Source organism: Verrucosispora sp. CNZ293 (assembly GCF_002754655.1).
This window is the reverse complement of record NZ_PEFR01000001.1, coordinates 717,291-735,168: the sequence shown is the minus strand read 5'-3', so window position 1 is coordinate 735,168 and position 17,878 is coordinate 717,291. Positions and strand designations below refer to the sequence as shown.

Below are 17,878 nucleotides of genomic sequence, written 5' to 3'. Positions count from 1 at the left end.
TACCACGCACCATTTCCGTAAGGCATACGGAGTTAGGAGCGGGCGTTGACGAAGCACACCCTGACGGCCGACGGACTACGCAAGAGGTACGGCGACGTGCCCGCGCTGGACGGCTTCGACCTGAGCGTGCCTCCCGGTGTCATCCACGGACTGCTCGGGCCCAACGGCGCCGGCAAGACCACAGCGGTCTTGGCGCTGGCCACCCTGATCGACGTGGACGGCGGCAGCGCCAGCGTCGCCGGGTTCGACGTGCGCACCCAGGCCCGCCAGGTCCGGCGGCGCATCGGACTGGTCGGGCAGCACGCCGCCGTCGACGAGATCCTCGGCGGCCGGCAGAACCTGGTGATGTTCGGCCGGCTCTACGGCCTGAACTCCGCCGACGCCCGGGTGCGCGCCGACCAGTTGCTCGACGCCTTCGACCTGACGGACGCGGCGACCAGGGCGGTCTCGACCTACAGCGGCGGGATGCGTCGCCGGCTCGACATCGCCGCCGGACTCATCCTGACCCCGGCGGTGCTGTTCCTCGACGAACCGACCACCGGCCTCGACCCCCGCGCCCGCAACGAGGTATGGGCCGCCGTGCGCGAGATCGCCGTGCGCGGCACCACGGTCCTGCTGACCACGCAGTACCTCGATGAGGCGGACCAGTTGGCCGACCGGATCTCCGTCATGAACCACGGCAGGATCATCGCCAGTGGTACGCCCGACGCCCTCAAACGCCAGGTCGGCGGCGACCGCGTGAGCGTCACGGTACCGCTGCGCGAGCCACTGGCATCCATCGCGCAGCGGATGTCGGCGGCCGTCGGGGCACCGCCCACGATCGACACCGACACCCGCACCATCACCTTCGAAGTCGGCACGGGCGTGGTCGCGATCGCCGAGATCGTCCGCGCCCTGGACGAACTCGGCGTCACCCCGGAGGACCTGATGCTACGTCGCCCAACCCTCGACGAGGTGTTCCTGACCCTGACCGACAAGGAGGTCGCGCGATGACCACACTGCGCGCCGGCTGGGTCATCACCCAGCGGGATCTGGCCCACTGGGTACGCCAGCCGTGGGCACCCATCTTCGGCCTGCTCTTCTCGATCATGCTGCTGCTGGTCTTCGGTTTCCTTTTCGGTGGCGCGATAAGCGTCCCGGGCGGCGGCGACTACATCACCTTCCTGCTGCCCGGCATGCTGGCACTGAGCATGATGTTCGGGGTGGAGACCACCGCGACCGCGATGGCCAACGACGCCCGCAAGGGCATCACCAACCGGTTCCGCTCGATGCCGATCGGCAGTGCCTCGGTGGCGCTGGGCCGCGTCGGCGCCGACATGGTCAACTCGGCCGTCGAACTGCTGGTCCTGATCCTCGGTGGCCTGCTCATCGGTTGGCGGATCTCGTCGGATCCGGCATCGGCGGCCCTGGCCGTGCTGCTCCTGCTGCTGCTGCGGTTCGCCGTCCTGTGGATCGGCATCTTCCTGGGACTGACCTTCCGCGGCGAGGGCGCCACGGTGGCGGTGCAGGTGCTGGTCTGGCCGATCGGCTTCCTGTCCACCGCGATCGTCTCCGCCGAGACGATGCCCGGCTGGCTCGGCGCCCTCGCGGCCTGGAACCCGTTGTCCGCGACGGCGTCCGCCGCCCGTCAGCTGTTCGGCAACCCGACAGGCATCACCGAGGGGCCGCTTGTCGACGGGGCGGTGTGGCTGGCGGTCGGCTGGCCGCTCCTGCTGACCGCCGTCTTCGTGCCGCTGTCGGCGCGCGCGTACCGCAGGCTGCGCCACTGAACCGGCCGGACCGCGACCTGTGGTGCCCGTACGCACCACGGTCCGCAGCTCGATCGGTTTCGCAAATGGTCCGTGCACCACTTCCCCACCAGGAGAACAGATGAGCTTGACCGACCAACTGCAACGCCTGCTCGACGCCGGACTCGCCGACGTCACCGGCAGCAGTCCAGCAGAACTCGCCGCCTGCGTCGCCGCGCTGCCAGCCGAGCCCCAGAGCGTGCTGGCCGTGCACCCCGAGCTGGCCACCGCGCGTCAACTGGCGCCGCTGCTGCGCCGTCACGACAAACCCGGCTTCGTCGTCGACGACATGGTCGACCTCGAACAGTTCGTACCCATTGACGGCCTCGCCCTACCCGACCGCCCGCTCTATCTCGTCCGCGAACCCGACCGCGGCGACGACATGCGCAACTGGAGTCCCGACGAGGCGCTACCAGCCATCCTCGAACGCGGACGAACACCGCTCACCATCCACGAGGGGATCAGCTGGCTGCTACAGGAACCCAAGTTGCTCGAACCCAATCACTGCTTCATGACCATCGGCTCCCGCAAACCCACAGGCAAAACCCTCGACGCCCGGACCCCGGCCATCTGGATCAGCGGCGGAACCGGACGTGACGGCACCGCCCGACGCCGAGCGCCGAAGATCGGATGGTGTTGGGCCGGCAACCGGCATACCTGGCTCGGTTTCGCCTCCGCGCGCAACCGCAGTCCTGTCGACTGAGCACGGCGGCGGGCCCGGGAGGACAACGGGGAACGGCACCCGGCTCCAGCGCGACCGGCTCTCATCTCCCAGCCGGCTCTTCGGAGAAAGTCACTTCCCGGGCCCGCCGCCGGCCACGACAGACGCGCGCCACCGCGACGACAACGGCATGATCGGAGGTCAGCAAGGACGGACGGGTGACCGGAAGCGGGTGCTGATGAGGCAACCAACGCTGTTCCTGACTGTGGGACTCCCCTGCACCGGGAAGACCACCGCCGCGCGGCGCATCGAGATCGAGCACACGGCACTTCGTCTCACGAAAGACGAATGGGTGAAGGCGCTCTACGGGCACGAGAATCCCCCATCCGCTCAGGCCGTGATCGAAGGACGACTCATCCAGATCGGGTTACGCGCCCTCGAACTCGGCACCAACGTCGTGATCGACTTCGGTCTCTGGAGCCGGGACGAGCGCTCCGCCCTGCGGCAGGCGGCGGCAGACCTCGACGCGACGGTGCAACTGCGCTACTTCGCACTCACCCCAGCCGAGCAACGCAGCCGACGCGACGGGCGCCAAGCCGACGCACCACACACCACGTGGCCCATGTCCGACGAGGAACTCGCCGGATGGGCTGCCACCATCGACATCCCCACGCCAGGCGAACTCGACGGCAGCGAACCCATCGATGACCCACCGCCCGGATTCACGACATGGCACGATTGGCGCGCCCACCGCTGGCCACCGTCCGTCTCCTGACGCCTGATCCCGGGGGCACCGCCCGACCGTCGGTGGCACAGCCTCCTGGGCGGCTGGCCGGTGTCCGATTCGTTCAAGACGTCCTCGGCCGCACGCTCGTATGGTCGGAGTCATGGCACCCACCTTCAACGCGATCGGCCTTGCGGTGGCCGACATGGCGGCGTCCCTCTCCTTCTATCGACGGCTGGGCCTGGAGTTCCCGGCCGGCGCCGAGCAGGAGCCGCACGTCGAGACGACTGTCGCGGACGGTATCCGCCTCATGTGGGACACACACGCCTCGTTGCGGTCCTTCGATCCGGACTACCAGCCGGGGCCGCCCTCCGGCGGCTGGGCCTTTCTCTGCTCCGATGCCGTCGAGGTGGACCGGTGCCACGCCGAGCTGGTGGCCGCCGGACACTCTTCGGTCAACGCTCCCTGGGACGCACCATGGGGGCAGCGTTACGCACAGGTACGCGATCCGGACGGCAACGTGGTGGACCTCTTCGCCTGGAACCAGTCACCGCAGTAGCGCGCTCAGCGGCACTCCGGCCATCGCCCGCACGTCACGTGCGAGGTGGGACTGGTCGGCGTAGCCCGCGTCGGCCGCCACCGACGCGAACGACCGCCCGGACCGAGCCAACCCGAGGGCCCGTTGCAACCGCAAGATCCGTTGCAGCGTCTTCGGCCCGTAACCGAACGCGGTGTTGCAGCGCCGCTGCAACTGTCGGGAGCTCAGACCGCACCGCTCGGCGACCGACTCGACGGACGATCCGGTCTGTGCGGCACCGGCCAGCGCCACCATCACCCGGTCGGCACCTTGCCAGCGTCGGCTCGCGACGGCGGTCAGCGCGGAGACAGGATCGTCGGCCTCGGCGATGGCCCGCACGTCGGCCGCCGGCCACACCGCGTCCAGCGGCACACGCCTGTCGACCAACTCGTCGGCGGGCACACCCAACACACCGGGCCCGGTGCCCGCGCCGAACCGCAGCGCGCCGTACCGACTGCCCGGCAAGGCCGGCTCGACCTGGGCGGTCGTGTCCGGCCCAGCGACGAAAACCGTCCCATTCCGCCAGATGATGTCGAGACAGCCGTCGGGCACGATGCGCTTCGGCCCAGCACCCGGTGGCGTGACACTCTGCCACGCAACGACGTACGGCAGCGGTGACGACAACTCCTCGTACACGCCCTCAACCCTCCCACCCGGGCACGACAAAATCACCGGAACCTCGCCCCAGCAGCGGATGCCGGGTCGCGGGGACCAGATGAACGGTCGTATCCGCTCGTTAGGATCGTCGGCCATGACTCGTACCACGCCGCCGCGGCCGTTGGACATCACGGAGCTCTTCCCCGCGTTGCGGGAGCACTCGGCGACGGCCACGCGGCTGCATCCCCGGCCGGGTACGCCGACGGTCGCCGACAGTTCGGTGGGTGGCCCGCTGCTCTGGCCGGCCGACGAGGCGTGGCCCGTGTGCACCGATGGGGATACCCACTACGTGGACGAACTCCAGACGCCGTCGACGGTCCGCCGCAGCCGGGAGATCTACGCGGCGGCGCAGGCCCGGGCCGACGCGACTGGCACTCGTTACACCCTGACCGACGAGGAGCGGGCGCAGGTGCCGGACCTCGACTCCTCCGAGCCGTACAGCCTGGTGGACCAGCCGATCCCGCTGGTTGCGGTGGCGCAGCTGTACCGCCGGGACGTTCCCGACTTCGTCGGCCCGGACGGCACCGATCTGTTGCAGGTGCTGTGGTGCCCGCTGGACCACCCCGAGGAGGGCTACAACCCGCGGGTACGCCTGTACTGGCGGCGCAGCGCCGACGTCAGCCGGCCCGTGGCCGCGGCTGGCGAACCACCCGTCGTCAACGACTCCTACCTGCCGACTCCCTGCGTCGTGTACCCGGAACAGATACGCGAACACCAGTACGGCGGACTGCTGCCCGAGGAACTCGACGCCCGCATCACCGCCTGGGAGGAGGAGCCCGAGGGGAAATGCGACGACGATGAGGGGGTCGACTACCAGTTCGACCTGTCACTGGCGCCGGGCTGGAAGGTGGGCGGCTTCGCGAACTGGTCGTTGACCGACCCGCATCCGATGGACTGCCCGGAGTGTGGCACCACGATGACGCTGCTGTTCACCGCCGACTCCAGCGAGTGGCACGGGTCGGGCGGCAGCTGGCGGCCGCTGGAGGAACCGGCGCAGGCTCCGGCCAACCCCACCGATGTCTGCATCGGCCGTGGCTACGCCCTGTACATCTTCCGCTGCCCGATCTCGTTCGACCACCCACCAGCCACCACCATGCAGTGACCGCTTTGAATACTGGCGTCCGAAACGGCGCACTACCTTCGGCAACGACCGAGGGTTCGGGCCTACAACCTCGCGGTGCCGAATGGATTGTCGATGACGTACCGCCAGCAGCCGTCGGGCCCGCGGCGTGCCACGTCGGTAGCGGTGCCTGCCACGTGCACCTGCTGCCCGTCGGCACCCTGGCCGTCGATCGTCCAGTCGACGATCAGAAGGGCGATGTCGTCGGCCAGGTAGACGTGCCGGGGGCGAATGTCGATGGGCAGGCCGAGGTCGAGGAACCGTTTGTTGGCCGCCACCCTGGCCGCGCCGGTGACAGCTTGGCCCGGCGCGGCGACGAAGACACCATCCGGCTCGTAGACCTGTTCGACAGCAGCGGCGTCGCCGGAGTTGAAGGCGCGAGCGAAGATCCAGGGGTGTTGGCTGGCGTCGTCGGTCAGCTGGACACTGTCAGGGTGGATGCTGAAATCGGAGGTCACCCGGCAAGTGAAACCGGGCCCGCCGCCGGTAACCAAATGGTGAGCGGCGGCTGGGATCGCGAGCTGGTCCCGGACACCCGCGGCGAGACACGACATCCCACGTCAACCTGCCCCGTGGAGGTTGCGCTCGCCGCTGTCGGCGGCCGATGGACGACGCTCCTCCTGCGGGAACTGATGCATGGACCCCGATCGTTCGGCCAGTTGCGGTCCGCGTTGCCGGCGCTGAGCGCGAAGGTCCTCAGCGAGAGACTGGCCAGGCTGGCAGTTGACGATCTGATCGAATGCCGCCGCCAGAAGGGCTTTCCGTCTCGCACCGCCTACCGGCTCACCGCAGCCGGTCAGACGCTCAGACCGTTACTGATCGAGCTTTACCGGACCGGTGACGCGCTGCTCCGTGAAGCCTCAGCGCAGCGCGCCGACGTCGAGTTGGCGGAGCAGCCTCCCAGGACGCGATGACGTTGGAGTCAGTCCGCCTGATCCGCCACCTCCAGTGCCGCCCGGTAGCCGACGCAGCACCAACCGATGCTGCTCCATCCGCGCGGCCAGCGCGTCGGCGACCAGCACCACCCCCGCTGACGCCCAGTGCCGTACCACCGGATTGTGCCGGCTCACCACCGCCATGAGTGGGCTCAGCTCACGCCCGTCGGCTTGGCGGCGCAGTTCGATCAGGTAGCTGGCGGTGAGCGCATGAAGCCGGCGCTGCGCACGCTGCACCGGGTTGAGAGCGGCCACCCGCCGCACTCCGCCGGACAGTGGCCGCAAAGACTGCAGCGCCCGCTTGGGCGAATCCTCGAACGCCTCCACCACGTCCTGCTCCAGCTCGGTGCGCTCCTCGGCGGTGAACGCCTCGCCGGCGAGGAACTCGGCGAACGCGACAGTCTCCGCCAGGTGGCCACGGGTCAGCCGGTAGCCACGCGAAGCCGCGACGACGGTGGCCACCACCGCGGGGTCGATCGACACGTCGCCACGAGGGAAGCCGCTCGGCTGCTCCAGCCAGTGCTCGGTGGCCAGCGGGGTGCCGGCCCATCGGCGGGCGGCGTCGCCGCGGGCCTGCTCGGCATCGAACATCGGTGTGGTGGCACCTGCGGGCGCAGCGCTGACCTGTGTGGTCCGTGGCGGGTCGGTTCACCTACGGTACGAAGCGGGCACGGAGATGCGGGCCGACCTGGTCGGCTACGTCACCGGCGCCGACGCGCCCGAATCCACCGAAGGACTCGTGGTTCCCGTTCCGCCACACACCCCCGAGCCGGTACGCGCCACCGAACGGTCCGATGTCGAGATCACCCTGGGCACCGCGGACTCGCTCGCGAACGTGCCGGCGGACCGGATCGCGGCGGCGCTGGTGACCGTCACCGCCACCGGTGACGCCGAGGGCGGTGTCAAGGTGGGTGGCAAGCCGACCCTTACCGTCGCGAAGGGTGTCGCGCGCTCGGCGCTGACTCTCGTCGAGACGCCACCGGGAGGTCGACGACGACAGCGTCCGAGTCGTGGTCGAGCAGGCGTTGCGGGATCGTGTCGACGAAGAGTCAGCCGCGCCCACCTCGTCCGACCTTACGAGCAACTCGGCTGCCGCCAACGTCTTCCCAGACGACGACGATGTCTGGGCCATGAGCTGACCCGGTTCTGCTGATCGCGGGCCCGCACCCGGTTCCGCCGGTACCGGAATCCTGACGATGATCGGTGGCTACGCCGTCTACGGTTTGCGGGCGAGTAGTCCGACGAAGGTGTGGTAGGTGTCGGTCTGCTTCGGCGCGGGCGTGCTCGGATCCGGACGCCACTCGGCCAGCGGCACCAGCCCCGGCTCAAGCAGCGTCAGCCCATCGGCGAAGGAGAGGATCTCCTCGTCGGTACGCCAGCGGCCGGTGCCCAGCGACTCGTTGAAGACCCGCTCGACCTCACGGGCCTTACGGGAGCCTTCCGGGTCCCGCTCACCCGGATCACGGAAGTGCGAGATCGCCACGTAACTGCCCGACGGCAGCGCTTCGATCAACTCGGCCGACACCGCTCGCGGCGCCTCGTCGTCGCCGAGGTGGTGCAGGATCGCGAAGAGCAGCAACCCGATCGGCCGGTCGAGGTCGAGGAACCGGCGGACGTCCGGATCGTCGAGGATCTCCTGCGGTCGCCGGATGTCGGCCTGGATCACCGTCGCCGTGCCCTCCGCGGCGAGCAGGGCCCGCCCATGCGTCAGGACGATCGGGTCGTTGTCCACGTACACCACCCGGGCGTTCGGGTTGTGCTCGGCGGCGACCTCGTGCACGTTGCCCTGGGTGGGCAGTCCTGAGCCGATGTCGAGGAACTGGTCGATGCCGGCCTCGGCGACGAGGAACCGGATCACCCGGCGCAGGAAGGCCCGGTTCGCCTGGCCGGCGGCCGGCCCGTCCGGAGTGATCCGCAGGGCGTGCTCGGCGACCTTCCGGTCGACCTCGAAGTTGTCCTTACCGCCCAGGAAGTAGTCGTAGACCCGCGCCACGCTGGGAACGGTGAGGTCGATTCCGGGGGGTGCGGCCTCGTCGCGGGTCAATGGCGTCTCCATCCGAGTCTGATCAACGCACCGGGTCCTGTCGGGCGGCCCCGGACCATGTCCGGGAGTGTAGCGATCGGACGGTGCGGATTGCCGCCCCGGTGGTATCGCTCCCAGCACGCCGCCGAACAACTTCCCTCGCTTGGACGCGGACCTTGCCCCACCGGGCGTGATCGTGCAGCGAGGGCTGACGGAAGCGGCAGCGATCCCGCGGGTGACAGAGGCGCTGAGAGGTACAGAGGTTCTGCTCTACTCCGCGCCGAGTGGCCGGCCGGACACCGCGCGAGCCTATGCGGAGGCCGCTTTGCTCGCGGGTGTGGCATTCGTCTACACCACTGCAGACCCGATCGCACGGGACTTGTCGCTGCTCACGCGCTTCGAGGAAGCAGGTCTCCCGCTCATGGGCGATGGCCTGGCCAGCCGGTTCGGTGCCTCCGTCGTTCACAAACGGCTCAAGGTTCACGACCCGAGCGGCGCCGCCGGTGTCAACATCGACCTCATCCGCACTGCCGTCACCGCTCTGCGGTCAGGTCGCGGTGGCTACCCGGCCGAAGCAACGCGGCATCTGAAGTCTCCGCCCGGCACGCCGGCCTGACTTCGTGACTTCGCTGAGGCGAATACCGAACGCGCCGCAGGGCTACGCCGCGGGGCACTCTGGCCGCAGGCATCCGAATCTGCCGTCGACCGTACGTCACGCGGACGACTACGCCGTTGTGGCTCCGGCAACGGCTTTGTGCTGCTGGTTCGCTCCGGTACCTCGGACGACCTGAATACCGGCGGTCGTGGTGGTGACGAGTGCTACGGATGCGGCGATCAGCAGCAGGGTGGTCCCGGCCAGGACAGTGCGCATGTACTCGCCTCCGCTTGCCGTGGCGGACAGGTACTCGATGTTGTCGAGGCCGTGCGTCGCCCACGGTGCCTGGATCAGTGAGCTGGCGGCTGCCGGAGAGTTGTGGTGGGCGACCGGCTGGGGCGAGGACGCCAACGAGCTCTACCTTCCCTTACTGGGGGTCAAGCCGCTGCCCGTGGTCCGCCTACCTCCCCGGCCGTTCGCACCTGAGCTCAAGGTGCCGGCGATCGACGCCGTCGTTGGTGACCGGCCGGCGGCGTGGATAGACGACAACCACACCCCCGCGGGCCGCCAGTGGGCCGATCAGCGCACCGCGTCGACTTTGCTCGTGCCGATCGACCCGGCGATCGGGTGGACTCGCGCGGATGTCGACCTGGTGCTTGATTGGGTGGAAAGGCTGCCTCACTGAGTCCGTACCAGGGCACAGCCGCGCCGTGCTGTTCAGTCGCTGACTCTGCTGCGGGACTGGTACACCAGGTCCTGGTACTCGGGGTGCCGGGCGATCCAGCCCGCGAAGAACGGGCAGGTGGGCAGGACCAGCAGACGCGCGGCGCGGGCCTCGTCGAGGCCGGCGCGGACCAGCGCGGCCCCCACTCCCCTGCCCTCGTACTCCGGCGAAACCTCGGTGTGTACGAACGCGATGAGTTCCTTGGTGCGGATGTACTGCGCGATCCCCGCAACCGTGGACTCTCCCTCGAACCGAGCCTCGTACTGGTTGGCTTCGGGGACATCTTTCACGTTCAATGTCATGTGTTCTCCATCTGCTCTCATCTCCGCTGCGGGCTGACCGGCGCGGCGGTCCGGTGAAACGTCGCTCCCGGCCAGCCCCAAGTATCCGGTGCTCACCGGCTACGAACAGTGACACCACGTCACCTGCGGTCGTGACACTGCGTCACTGACGCCTCGGGCGCAGCCGCGCTGTCATGGGGGACGCGCTCGTCGTGGCGGCCGTGCTCGGATGACCCGGAATGCCGGGAACCTCGACAGTACGACCTGGTGCGGGGGTCACAGGAACAAGTGTGCGGCAGCGTGGGCGAAGCGGATCGGCCGGCAAATCGGTCATCTCACGATGGGCGGACCGGGCTATAGCCTTGACCGGCTGTGCCATCGCGGTCAGGCGGAGGGGGACATGGAACTGTTCGGACGGCGCGCCGAGACCGCGGTGCTGAACCGGGTGCTGGATCGGGCGGCGGACCGCGCGGGTTCCGGGCTCGTGCTGTGGGGTGAGCCGGGCATCGGCAAGACCGCTCTGCTGGAGTACGCCGTCGAGGCGGCGTCCGACGCGACGGTGTTGCGGTGTCGGGGCACTCGGATGGAGGCGGGGCTGGCGTTCGCGGCGTTGCACGAGCTGCTGTGGCCGGTGTTGGATCGGCTGGAGACGCTCCCCACCCCGCAGGCTGCGGCGTTGCGGGGGGCGTTGGGACTGAGCCGGGACCCGGCCAACCGCTTCCTCATCGGCGCGGCCGTACTGTCGCTGCTCTCCGGTCTTGCGCGGGAGCGACAGGTGCTGGTCGTGGTGGACGACGCCCAGTGGATCGATGAGGCGAGCGCGCTGTGCCTGGGGTTCGTCGCCCGACGAGTGGCGACGGAGCCGATCGCGGTGCTGCTGACCGGGCACGAGGATCCCGCCTCGGGGCCGTGGGAGGGGTTGCCGGCCCTGGAGGTCGGAGGTCTGGCCGACGAGGACGCGCGCCAGCTCCTGATCGCAGTCGTGCCGGGGATCGACGCGACGCTTGCCGATCGGACGGTACGGGCGGCGGGTGGCAACCCGCTGGCGCTGCACGAGCTGCCCACCCTCGATCGCGAGCCCGACGCAGAGGCGATCCTCCCGCCCTCCGGGAACCCGGTGCCGGTGGGCCCACGGTTGCGGCGGGCATTCTGCGCACGGGCCGAGGCCCTGAAACCGTCGACCCGGGCGTTACTGCTGCTGGCCGCCGCCGAGGGCCGGGGTGACAGGCACGTCGTGCACCGGGCCGGGGCCGCCTGGGGCATCGACACGTCCGCCTGGGACGAGGCCCTGCGTTCGGGCCTGCTCCATACCTCGGGGACCCGCCTGGAGTTCCGGCACCCGCTGATCCCGGCAGCCATCTACGACGGTTCCCCCTTCGCGGAACGGCAAGCTGTGCACCAGGCGCTGGCTGCGGCCCTGCCGCGGGACGCCACCATGGAGCGGGCTCGGCACCTGGCAGCCGCTGCCGACGGGCCGGACGAGGACGTCGCCGCACTGCTGGAGCACGCCGCCGAGGAGTGCCTGCGACGCAGTGCGGGCCCGATGGCGGCGCGCACCCTGCGTCGGGCCGCCGAGCTGTCCCCGACGCCAGCGGACGCCACGCGCCGGCTGGCCGCCGCCGCCCGCGCCGCCTGGCACGCCGGCAACGCTGAGGCGGCGCGGCAGTTGCTCGACGATGCTGAACGCCTCAGCGGTGTGCTTCCCGTCGTCCGGCTCAGCGGCGGACTGCGCGGGATCCTCGAATTCGCACACGGCATGCCCGAGCGTGCCCACCATTACCTGACCTGCGACATGGCCGCGGTACCCGAGACCCGTCGCGCCGTGGAGCTGGGCACGGTGGCGGTCCGCGCCGCCTGGTCGGCCGGACGGTCCGACCTCCAACAGGAGGCGCTACGACGGGTGCGGGCCGTGAACACCGCCGCCGACTCCGCGGTGTCGGGGCTGATGCCCGTACTGGAAAACTGGTGGTCCTGCTACGACGTGACCGGCGACGCCACCCCGACGACCCGCAACCTGGCCAGCGACGTCGTCGGTCAGCTCGGCACTGTCGCGTGGGAGTTGCTGCCGCCCGTGCCGTTGGTCCAGGCCTGGGGCATCGACGGCGGCCTGCTCGACGTGCTGCGCGTGCAGGCCGCACAGCTGCGGAGGCGACACGAACTCACCGCGCTGGCGCTGGTGCTGGCCCAGATCGCGGTCCTCGACACCGCAGCGGGCCGGTGGGACGCGGCCGAGATGGCGGCGGCCGAGGGCCTGCGACTGGCCGAGGAGGTCGGGGCGGATCACCTCGCCACACAGAGCCGCAGCTGCCTCGGCTTGCTGGCTGCCGCTCGCGGCGAGCACCGCGCCGTCGAGGAGCACACCAGCCGGATGCTGCGGGTCTCGGTGCCACGCGGAGTGCGGGCGCTCAGCGCATCGGCGTACTGGATCCGTGGACGAGCGGCGTTGTTCGACGGTCGTCCACGGGAGGCGCTGAGCGACCTGCTGTGCCTCGTCGAGCCCGGCCACGAGGCCGCCCACACCACCTTCGCGCTGCTCGCCGCCCCGGACACCGTCGAAGCGGCGGTGCAGGTCGGCAGCACCGACGTCGTCGGGCCTCAGGTCGCCATGGTGCAGGAGTGGGCGCAGCGTACCGGTGCGACCTGGGCCCGCACGGCCGGCCACCGCCTCACGGCCCTCGCCGAGGCCGGATCGGCGGCCGAGGCGTCGTTCCGAGCCGCCCTGGACGTCGCGGGGGCGGCAGAGCAGCCGTTCGAGTACGCCCGCACTCGGCTGCTGTACGGGGAGTGGCTGCGGCGGGCGCGGCGCCGGGCCGACGCCAGTACCCAGCTCGCCGCAGCAGCGGAGACCTTCGAGCGCCTGGGCGCGGACCCACTGCGGGTGCGGGCGCTGCGCGAGCAGGCTCTGACCGACCGGCGGGCGGCACCTCGCGGAACCGAGCCCGCTGCCGGGCTGACCGCGCAGGAGCTGCGGGTCGCGCGGTTGGCCGCGGACCGGCTGACGAACCGGGAGATCGCGGCGCAGCTGTTGATCAGCCCACGCACGGTCGGACACCACCTGGCCAGCGTCTTCCCCAAGCTGGGCATCACCTCCCGGACCGAGCTGGCCAGGATCGACTTCGATGGAGATCTTCGGCTCCGTTAGGGCCTGGGCGTGGCCTGCCGGTCTTGTAGTGGTTGATCATTGACGATGTGCCGGTGGTGCGTCGTGGTGAGTTGACCGACCAGACGTGGGACGTGATCGCACCGCTACTGCCGGAGCCGGGTGGGGCTCGGGGGCGATGGCGGGATCACCGGCAGGTCATCAACGGGGTCTTGTGGAAGCTGCGCACGGGTGCACCGTGGCGTGACCTGCCGGAACGCTTTGGGCCGTGGAAGACCTGCCACGAACGGCTGCGCGGATGCACAGCAGACGGGACGTGGGAACGGATCCTGGCCGCGGCGCAGGTGCATGATGACGGCACACCGGTGCAATGGACGATCAGCATCGACTCGTCGATCGTGCGGACGCACCAGCATGCCGCCGGCACCCGCGAAAACGCGGCATCCGACACGTCATCCCCGAACGCTCGGACCAGGTCGCCCGCCGAGCTGCGAAGGGCAGCGCCGGCGGGCGACCACCCGCCTTCGACAAGGTGGTCCACAAGAAGCGCAATGTCGTGGAACGCTGCTTCAACCGCCTCAAGCAATGGCGTGACCTGGCCACTCGATCCGCCAAATGCGCATCCCTCTACCGGGCCAGCCTGATCCTCATCGCCGCTGTCATCTGGCTCAGCTGAGCGGGACTGACGTTCATCCGGCGCCGATAAGGGACCAGTCTTGAGGAAATACGGCGTGCAGCAGGTCGGTGATATTGGCGGGTGGGAAGTCCGGCCAGGAGCGTTGCGGGTCGTGCCGTCGGTTGAGACGTCGATCAAGGAAACGCTGAGTCCGTATGAGTCCCTCGGTCGCCTCACCCACGCTGATGGCGCCGTCTTGCATGGCCGCGGCGTACTCGTCGAGATCCAAGACCCGGTAGGGATGGTCACCAGGTCCCACGATCACGTCGATCCACAAGTCGTCAACCATGACTACGCTCCCATGATCAGCGACTCGCACCAGGTCGCAGTACCACCAGCCCTGCAGCTCGGCTGGAAATACGACCGGCTGATTGATCTGGAACCCATCATCGAGCAGCACGAAGCTGCGCTGCTCATACGGTCGATTGTCGAGGTGAAATCCCCAGTCGTAGACGATGGCGTCGCCAAGACGCAGCCCCGCCGCGCGCAGCTTCCCGTCGCGCACCACGGTCACAGGCGTCGGTTCACGCTCGGAACCATCAGTCACACGCAACAGCTTCGCAGGACGACAACTCGACGCTCAACCATGATCGGCAGGACAGGCCCTAGGCTGCCCACCGGCGACGACCGGTCCGATCGTGCGCCGTTGACCGATCGAGCACCGGTCGGCTGTTGGTCCTCATCGAGCACCTTTCTGGTGCCACCGCATCGGGTCGTCCTCCAGCGCGGAGCGGTCCCATCTCGCCCGGTCCGCGGCGGCTTCGTAGGTGGTGCGGAGGAACTCGGCAACCGCGCGGTCCGGGTCCGGTGCGGCGCGGGCGGCCTCGTACGGCAGCAGGAACTGCTGGAACTCGCTACTGAAATAGGCGCCTTCGGGGCCGACGTGCTGCCCGGCGAACCCGTCGGGTTCGGGATAGGCGTAGGAGTAGAAAGCGCCTTCCTCGCCGCCCCCGGGCCAGAACCCGCAACTGGACAGTTCCCGGGAGTAGCCCTCGACCATGACCCAGTCCCCGCAGTTGGGCATGCCCCCGGGGTGCGGTGGGGCCGACCGGCCGGAGAAGCGGGTGCAGGCCAGGTCCATCCCACCCCAGAAGAAGTGCACCGGACTGACCTTGCCCACGAAGTGCGACCGGAACTCGCCGATCACCCGGTTCGCCTGCAACAGTTGTCGCCAGAACAGGGCGGCCGCCGCGCCGTCGTAAGAGGCGTGTTCGTGGTCCTCGGCGAACGGGATCGCCGGATCGACCTCGTTGGGGCGCGGCCGGATCGGTGCCTCGATCCCGAGCTCGTCGAGCATGGTCATGACCCGCGAGTAGAACTCGGCGACCGACATCGGCCGGAGCGGGAGGCTCCGCGCGCCACCGTTGCTGGTGCGCACGTCGAGCCGATGGCCGACGAAGTCGAACTCGATCTCGAAGGCGCCCGTGCCGTACGGGATCGTCGACGTCGTCAACCCGCGCGGGCTCACGTACAGGGTCACCTGCCACCAGTGGTTGAGCAGCGGAGCGTGGGCCATTCGGATCTTGCCCACGATCTGGGTCCACATGTGCAGGGTCTCGCGGGTGGCGGTCCAGTCCGAGACCCGTAGGCTCGGCCAGCTCGTTGCCGGGCTTGTCATGCTCAGTCACATCCTTGGCGCTGTAACGAAGGTGGCGGTCGTGATCGTTGGCACCTACGGCGCGCCGCCGGTTCGCTGATCAGGCATCTCGCCTCCGTCTGATGATCAGCGGTACTCCGGGTTGGCGGCGTCCGGATAAGTTCCTGCGTCCCAGGCAGTGCGCTGGTTGCCGTAGGCCGGGAGCCCACCGGCACGACGGATCATCGACGCGAGGTGGAGCAGGTTGTAGGTCATGAACGCGGTGTTGCGGTTGGTGAAGTCGTTCTCCGGCCCACCCGAACCCTCGTCGAGGTAGGAGGGCCCTGGGCCGACCTCCCCGAGCCAACCCGCATCGGCCTGCGGCGGGACGGTGAAGCCGATGTGCTGCAGGCTGTAGAGGATGCTCATCGCACAGTGCTTCAGACCGTCCTCGTTGCCGGTGAGCAGGCAGCCACCGACCCGCCCGTAGTAGGCGTACTGGCCCTGCTCGTTGAGGACGCCGGAGTAGCCGTAGAGCCGCTCGATCACCCGACGGGTCACCGAACTGTTGTCGCCGAGCCAGATCGGTCCGGCGATGACCAGGATGTCGGCCGCCAGCACCCGGGTCAGCAGCGCTGGCCATTCGTCGGTCTCCCACCCGTACTCGGTCATGTCGGGACGGACGCCGGTGGCGATGTCATGGTCGACGGCGCGGATCTGGTCCACGCTGACCCCGTTCGCCTCCATGATCGCCATACTGCGGTCGATCACCCCCTGGGTGTGGCTACGCCCCGGGGAACGGTTGAGGGTGCAGTTAATGTACATCGCGCGCAACCCGGTGAAATCGGGCTTCTCGATCCCCGTCGCGGTCATGGGGTCCTTTCCTGGTGATCGGTCGTGCCGCGGGCTCGTCGGTCGACACGAAGGTCCCTCGCGCCTCGACGTCGGTCGGTCCAGACGAAGGATCCGGCAGGACCGGGCTCTGCTGCCCGGCGCAGCGGCGCGCCCGGTGGGTCCACCTAACGAGTGTCGGACGCTGCGGCCCGCGCCGGATCGGCCGGTCAATCGGTCGGTGCTGCTCGGTCAGCGCGCTCAACCACGCCGACGATCACATGCGATCAAGTACGTCGATGACCGTGAGTCGGCCACCATCGCCGGGATCCGGATCCGGGATCATCGTCTCCGGATCGACGAGATAGACCTCGTGACCGTCAAGCGTGAGCCGACGCGCGACCTCCAGGAGCATCCGTCGGGCCACATCGTCGATGGAGTGCACAAGCGAGACGTCGAGAACCACTCGGGGCTCCGCAGGCGCACTCTCCACGAGCTCGCGAACGATCCGCTCGGCTCCCGCGAAGCGGATTCCGCCCTGCAACCGGAGAACCCGGGTCGCGTCCGCTCCACCGCCTCGTACCCGATTGGAACGCACGACCGCGCGCGCCGCGGGAGGAACCTCCATCACGTGCAACCCCATGTCGGACGAGAACCGCTCGAACAGCGACACTCCGCGCACGCTGTTGCCGTGCCGGTCCAGTCGCGGTGAGAAGGTGGCGATGCCGAGCTGACCAGGGAGTGCACCGATCAGTCCGCCGGCCACCCCGCTCTTCGCCGGGATGCCGACCTGCGTGGCCCAGTCGCCGGCGGCGTCGTACATTCCGCAGGTGGCCATGACGCTCAGGACCTGGCGCACCACTGCCCCGTCCACCACCTGCTCGCGCGAGAGGGGATTGACGCCACGGTTGGCCAGCGTCGCCGCCATCATCGCCAGATCCCGGGTGGTCACGAGCACCGAGCACTGACGGATGTAGCCGTCGACGACGGTCCTGGGATCCTCGGTGAGGATGTCGTGGCTGCGGAGCATGTGCGCGATGGCGAGGTTGCGGTGCGCGCTCTCCATCTCGGATGCGCACACCGTCTCATCGACCGTCAGCTGACGGCCCGCGAACGCCGAAAGCCCCTCAACGACGCGGTCGACCCGCTCGACGGGCTTGAGGTTCTCCGGTCCGGCGAGTGAGTGAGCGGTGATCGCGCCGGCGTTGATCATCGGATTGCGCGGACGCCCGGTGTCGCTTTCGAGGGAGATCTCGTTGAACGCCTCCCCGGATGGCTCGACCCCGACCTTGGTGAGCACTCGATCGAAGCCGCGGTCGGAGAGCGCCATCGCGTACACGAACGGCTTCGAGATCGACTGGATCGTGAACGCGACATCGACGTCGCCGGCGCCATGGACCGTGCCGTCGACCGTGGCGAAGACCGCGGCGAGACGCTCCGGATCAGCTGTCGCGAGCTCGGGAATGTACCCCGCCGGCGCTCCGGAGGTGTCCGATTCGACATCTCCGAGCACCTCAGCCAGATAGTCGGGAACGACTGACCGCATCCGTCCTCCTCAGGTTCCCGCGGAGGCTGCCAGTGCGGGACCTCGCGCACCAACAGCCTGACAGG

The 17,878-nt window shown here is 69.3% G+C and carries 21 protein-coding genes and 1 pseudogene; 12 read left to right on the top strand and 10 right to left on the bottom strand.

Annotated elements, in window-relative coordinates; genetic code table 11:
* The first annotated feature begins 45 nt into the window (after positions 1-45).
* From CLT74_RS03435 to CLT74_RS03415, 5 genes are all read left to right on the top strand, one after another.
* Positions 46-993 (top strand): ATP-binding cassette domain-containing protein, encoded by a 948-nt coding sequence (locus tag CLT74_RS03435; RefSeq protein ID WP_099845234.1) that lies wholly within the window; start codon positions 46-48, stop codon positions 991-993.
* Entirely contained in the window at positions 990-1,769 is a 780-nt protein-coding gene (locus CLT74_RS03430; RefSeq protein WP_099845233.1) for an ABC transporter permease, read from the top strand. Before CLT74_RS03435 ends, CLT74_RS03430 begins: the two co-directional genes overlap by 4 nt.
* Positions 1,770-1,869: 100 nt before the next feature.
* Positions 1,870-2,490, top strand: a complete 621-nt coding sequence (locus tag CLT74_RS03425) for a DUF5701 family protein (RefSeq protein WP_099845232.1) — start codon at positions 1,870-1,872, stop codon at positions 2,488-2,490.
* 196 nt (positions 2,491-2,686) lie between these two features.
* Complete coding sequence (locus tag CLT74_RS03420) at positions 2,687-3,223, top strand: ATP-binding protein (protein ID WP_099851202.1); 537 nt, start codon at positions 2,687-2,689, stop codon at positions 3,221-3,223.
* A gap of 112 nt (positions 3,224-3,335) precedes the next feature.
* Positions 3,336-3,731: a VOC family protein gene (locus CLT74_RS03415; protein WP_099851200.1), complete on the top strand. Its 396-nt coding sequence runs from the start codon at positions 3,336-3,338 to the stop codon at positions 3,729-3,731.
* On the opposite strand, the gene CLT74_RS03410 is transcribed toward CLT74_RS03415, so the two are convergent.
* The gene (locus CLT74_RS03410) at positions 3,720-4,385 is read right to left on the bottom strand and encodes a helix-turn-helix transcriptional regulator (RefSeq protein ID WP_099845231.1); all 666 of its coding nucleotides are present in this window, start codon (positions 4,383-4,385) and stop codon (positions 3,720-3,722) included. The genes CLT74_RS03415 and CLT74_RS03410 overlap by 12 nt on opposite strands.
* A 115-nt stretch (positions 4,386-4,500) precedes the next feature.
* Between CLT74_RS03410 and CLT74_RS03405 the strand changes: the two genes are divergently transcribed.
* Positions 4,501-5,508 (top strand): hypothetical protein, encoded by a 1,008-nt coding sequence (locus CLT74_RS03405; RefSeq protein WP_099845230.1) that lies wholly within the window; start codon positions 4,501-4,503, stop codon positions 5,506-5,508.
* A gap of 62 nt (positions 5,509-5,570) precedes the next feature.
* On the opposite strand, the gene CLT74_RS03400 is transcribed toward CLT74_RS03405, so the two are convergent.
* Positions 5,571-6,080 carry a DUF4440 domain-containing protein gene (locus tag CLT74_RS03400; RefSeq protein WP_199172083.1) on the bottom strand — a complete coding sequence of 170 codons (510 nt, stop codon included), beginning with the start codon at positions 6,078-6,080 and terminating at the stop codon, positions 5,571-5,573.
* 18 nt (positions 6,081-6,098) lie between these two features.
* Here CLT74_RS03400 and CLT74_RS03395 point away from each other — a divergent pair, with 18 nt between their 5' ends.
* On the top strand, positions 6,099-6,440 hold the full coding sequence (locus CLT74_RS03395; RefSeq protein ID WP_099845228.1) for a winged helix-turn-helix transcriptional regulator: 342 nt from the start codon (positions 6,099-6,101) through the stop codon (positions 6,438-6,440).
* Here the strand turns inward: CLT74_RS03395 and CLT74_RS03390 are convergent.
* The gene (locus tag CLT74_RS03390; protein ID WP_099845227.1) at positions 6,387-7,052 is read right to left on the bottom strand and encodes a hypothetical protein; all 666 of its coding nucleotides are present in this window, start codon (positions 7,050-7,052) and stop codon (positions 6,387-6,389) included. The genes CLT74_RS03395 and CLT74_RS03390 overlap by 54 nt on opposite strands.
* Before the next feature lie 7 nt (positions 7,053-7,059).
* On the opposite strand from CLT74_RS03390, the gene CLT74_RS03385 reads away from it, so the two are divergent.
* Positions 7,060-7,614: a hypothetical protein gene (locus CLT74_RS03385; protein WP_143697053.1), complete on the top strand. Its 555-nt coding sequence runs from the start codon at positions 7,060-7,062 to the stop codon at positions 7,612-7,614.
* A 63-nt stretch (positions 7,615-7,677) separates the two neighbouring features.
* Here CLT74_RS03385 and CLT74_RS03380 read toward each other — a convergent pair whose 3' ends face one another.
* On the bottom strand, positions 7,678-8,517 hold the full coding sequence (locus tag CLT74_RS03380) for an SAM-dependent methyltransferase (RefSeq protein WP_486581952.1): 840 nt from the start codon (positions 8,515-8,517) through the stop codon (positions 7,678-7,680).
* Positions 8,518-8,647: 130 nt separating this feature from the next.
* Here CLT74_RS03380 and CLT74_RS03375 point away from each other — a divergent pair, with 130 nt between their 5' ends.
* Complete coding sequence (locus tag CLT74_RS03375; RefSeq protein ID WP_199172081.1) at positions 8,648-9,100, top strand: inositol-3-phosphate synthase; 453 nt, start codon at positions 8,648-8,650, stop codon at positions 9,098-9,100.
* Between the two features lie 108 nt (positions 9,101-9,208).
* On the opposite strand, the gene CLT74_RS30675 is transcribed toward CLT74_RS03375, so the two are convergent.
* The gene (locus CLT74_RS30675) at positions 9,209-9,490 is read right to left on the bottom strand and encodes a hypothetical protein (protein ID WP_199172079.1); all 282 of its coding nucleotides are present in this window, start codon (positions 9,488-9,490) and stop codon (positions 9,209-9,211) included.
* 82 nt (positions 9,491-9,572) lie between these two features.
* Between CLT74_RS30675 and CLT74_RS30670 the strand changes: the two genes are divergently transcribed.
* Complete coding sequence (locus tag CLT74_RS30670; RefSeq protein WP_199172078.1) at positions 9,573-9,764, top strand: hypothetical protein; 192 nt, start codon at positions 9,573-9,575, stop codon at positions 9,762-9,764.
* A gap of 32 nt (positions 9,765-9,796) precedes the next feature.
* Here CLT74_RS30670 and CLT74_RS03365 read toward each other — a convergent pair whose 3' ends face one another.
* Positions 9,797-10,105 (bottom strand): GNAT family N-acetyltransferase, encoded by a 309-nt coding sequence (locus CLT74_RS03365; protein ID WP_099845225.1) that lies wholly within the window; start codon positions 10,103-10,105, stop codon positions 9,797-9,799.
* 379 nt (positions 10,106-10,484) lie between these two features.
* Here CLT74_RS03365 and CLT74_RS03360 point away from each other — a divergent pair, with 379 nt between their 5' ends.
* Positions 10,485-13,226: a LuxR family transcriptional regulator gene (locus CLT74_RS03360; RefSeq protein ID WP_099845224.1), complete on the top strand. Its 2,742-nt coding sequence runs from the start codon at positions 10,485-10,487 to the stop codon at positions 13,224-13,226.
* Positions 13,227-13,282: 56 nt separating this feature from the next.
* Positions 13,283-13,860: pseudogene (locus CLT74_RS03355) on the top strand (IS5 family transposase).
* A 13-nt stretch (positions 13,861-13,873) separates the two neighbouring features.
* On the opposite strand, the gene CLT74_RS03350 reads toward CLT74_RS03355, so the two are convergent.
* From CLT74_RS03350 to CLT74_RS03335, 4 genes are all read right to left on the bottom strand, one after another.
* Positions 13,874-14,407, bottom strand: a complete 534-nt coding sequence (locus CLT74_RS03350; protein WP_158240197.1) for a ribonuclease FAU-1 family protein — start codon at positions 14,405-14,407, stop codon at positions 13,874-13,876.
* A 132-nt stretch (positions 14,408-14,539) separates the two neighbouring features.
* Positions 14,540-15,478 carry a DUF5996 family protein gene (locus tag CLT74_RS03345; protein ID WP_099845222.1) on the bottom strand — a complete coding sequence of 313 codons (939 nt, stop codon included), beginning with the start codon at positions 15,476-15,478 and terminating at the stop codon, positions 14,540-14,542.
* A 105-nt stretch (positions 15,479-15,583) separates the two neighbouring features.
* Positions 15,584-16,309 (bottom strand): flavodoxin family protein, encoded by a 726-nt coding sequence (locus CLT74_RS03340; RefSeq protein ID WP_099845221.1) that lies wholly within the window; start codon positions 16,307-16,309, stop codon positions 15,584-15,586.
* 235 nt (positions 16,310-16,544) lie between these two features.
* Positions 16,545-17,813 (bottom strand): glutaminase, encoded by a 1,269-nt coding sequence (locus CLT74_RS03335; protein WP_099845220.1) that lies wholly within the window; start codon positions 17,811-17,813, stop codon positions 16,545-16,547.
* Positions 17,814-17,878 lie beyond the last annotated feature (65 nt).

Excerpts from the sequence above, each read along its gene's own strand:
- CLT74_RS03430 (WP_099845233.1), top strand. The coding sequence starts at position 990 with ATGACCACACTGCGCGCCGGCTGGGTCATCACCCAGCGGGATCTGGCC.
- CLT74_RS03425 (WP_099845232.1), top strand. The coding sequence starts at position 1,870 with ATGAGCTTGACCGACCAACTGCAACGCCTGCTCGACGCCGGACTCGCC.
- CLT74_RS03420 (WP_099851202.1), top strand. The coding sequence starts at position 2,687 with ATGAGGCAACCAACGCTGTTCCTGACTGTGGGACTCCCCTGCACCGGG.
- CLT74_RS03415 (WP_099851200.1), top strand. The coding sequence starts at position 3,336 with ATGGCACCCACCTTCAACGCGATCGGCCTTGCGGTGGCCGACATGGCG.
- CLT74_RS03405 (WP_099845230.1), top strand. The coding sequence starts at position 4,501 with ATGACTCGTACCACGCCGCCGCGGCCGTTGGACATCACGGAGCTCTTC.
- CLT74_RS03400 (WP_199172083.1), bottom strand. The coding sequence starts at position 6,080 with ATGTCGTGTCTCGCCGCGGGTGTCCGGGACCAGCTCGCGATCCCAGCC.
- CLT74_RS03390 (WP_099845227.1), bottom strand. The coding sequence starts at position 7,052 with ATGTTCGATGCCGAGCAGGCCCGCGGCGACGCCGCCCGCCGATGGGCC.
- CLT74_RS03380 (WP_486581952.1), bottom strand. The coding sequence starts at position 8,517 with ATGGAGACGCCATTGACCCGCGACGAGGCCGCACCCCCCGGAATCGAC.
- CLT74_RS03365 (WP_099845225.1), bottom strand. The coding sequence starts at position 10,105 with ATGACATTGAACGTGAAAGATGTCCCCGAAGCCAACCAGTACGAGGCT.
- CLT74_RS03360 (WP_099845224.1), top strand. The coding sequence starts at position 10,485 with ATGGAACTGTTCGGACGGCGCGCCGAGACCGCGGTGCTGAACCGGGTG.
- CLT74_RS03345 (WP_099845222.1), bottom strand. The coding sequence starts at position 15,478 with ATGACAAGCCCGGCAACGAGCTGGCCGAGCCTACGGGTCTCGGACTGG.
- CLT74_RS03340 (WP_099845221.1), bottom strand. The coding sequence starts at position 16,309 with ATGACCGCGACGGGGATCGAGAAGCCCGATTTCACCGGGTTGCGCGCG.
- CLT74_RS03335 (WP_099845220.1), bottom strand. The coding sequence starts at position 17,813 with ATGCGGTCAGTCGTTCCCGACTATCTGGCTGAGGTGCTCGGAGATGTC.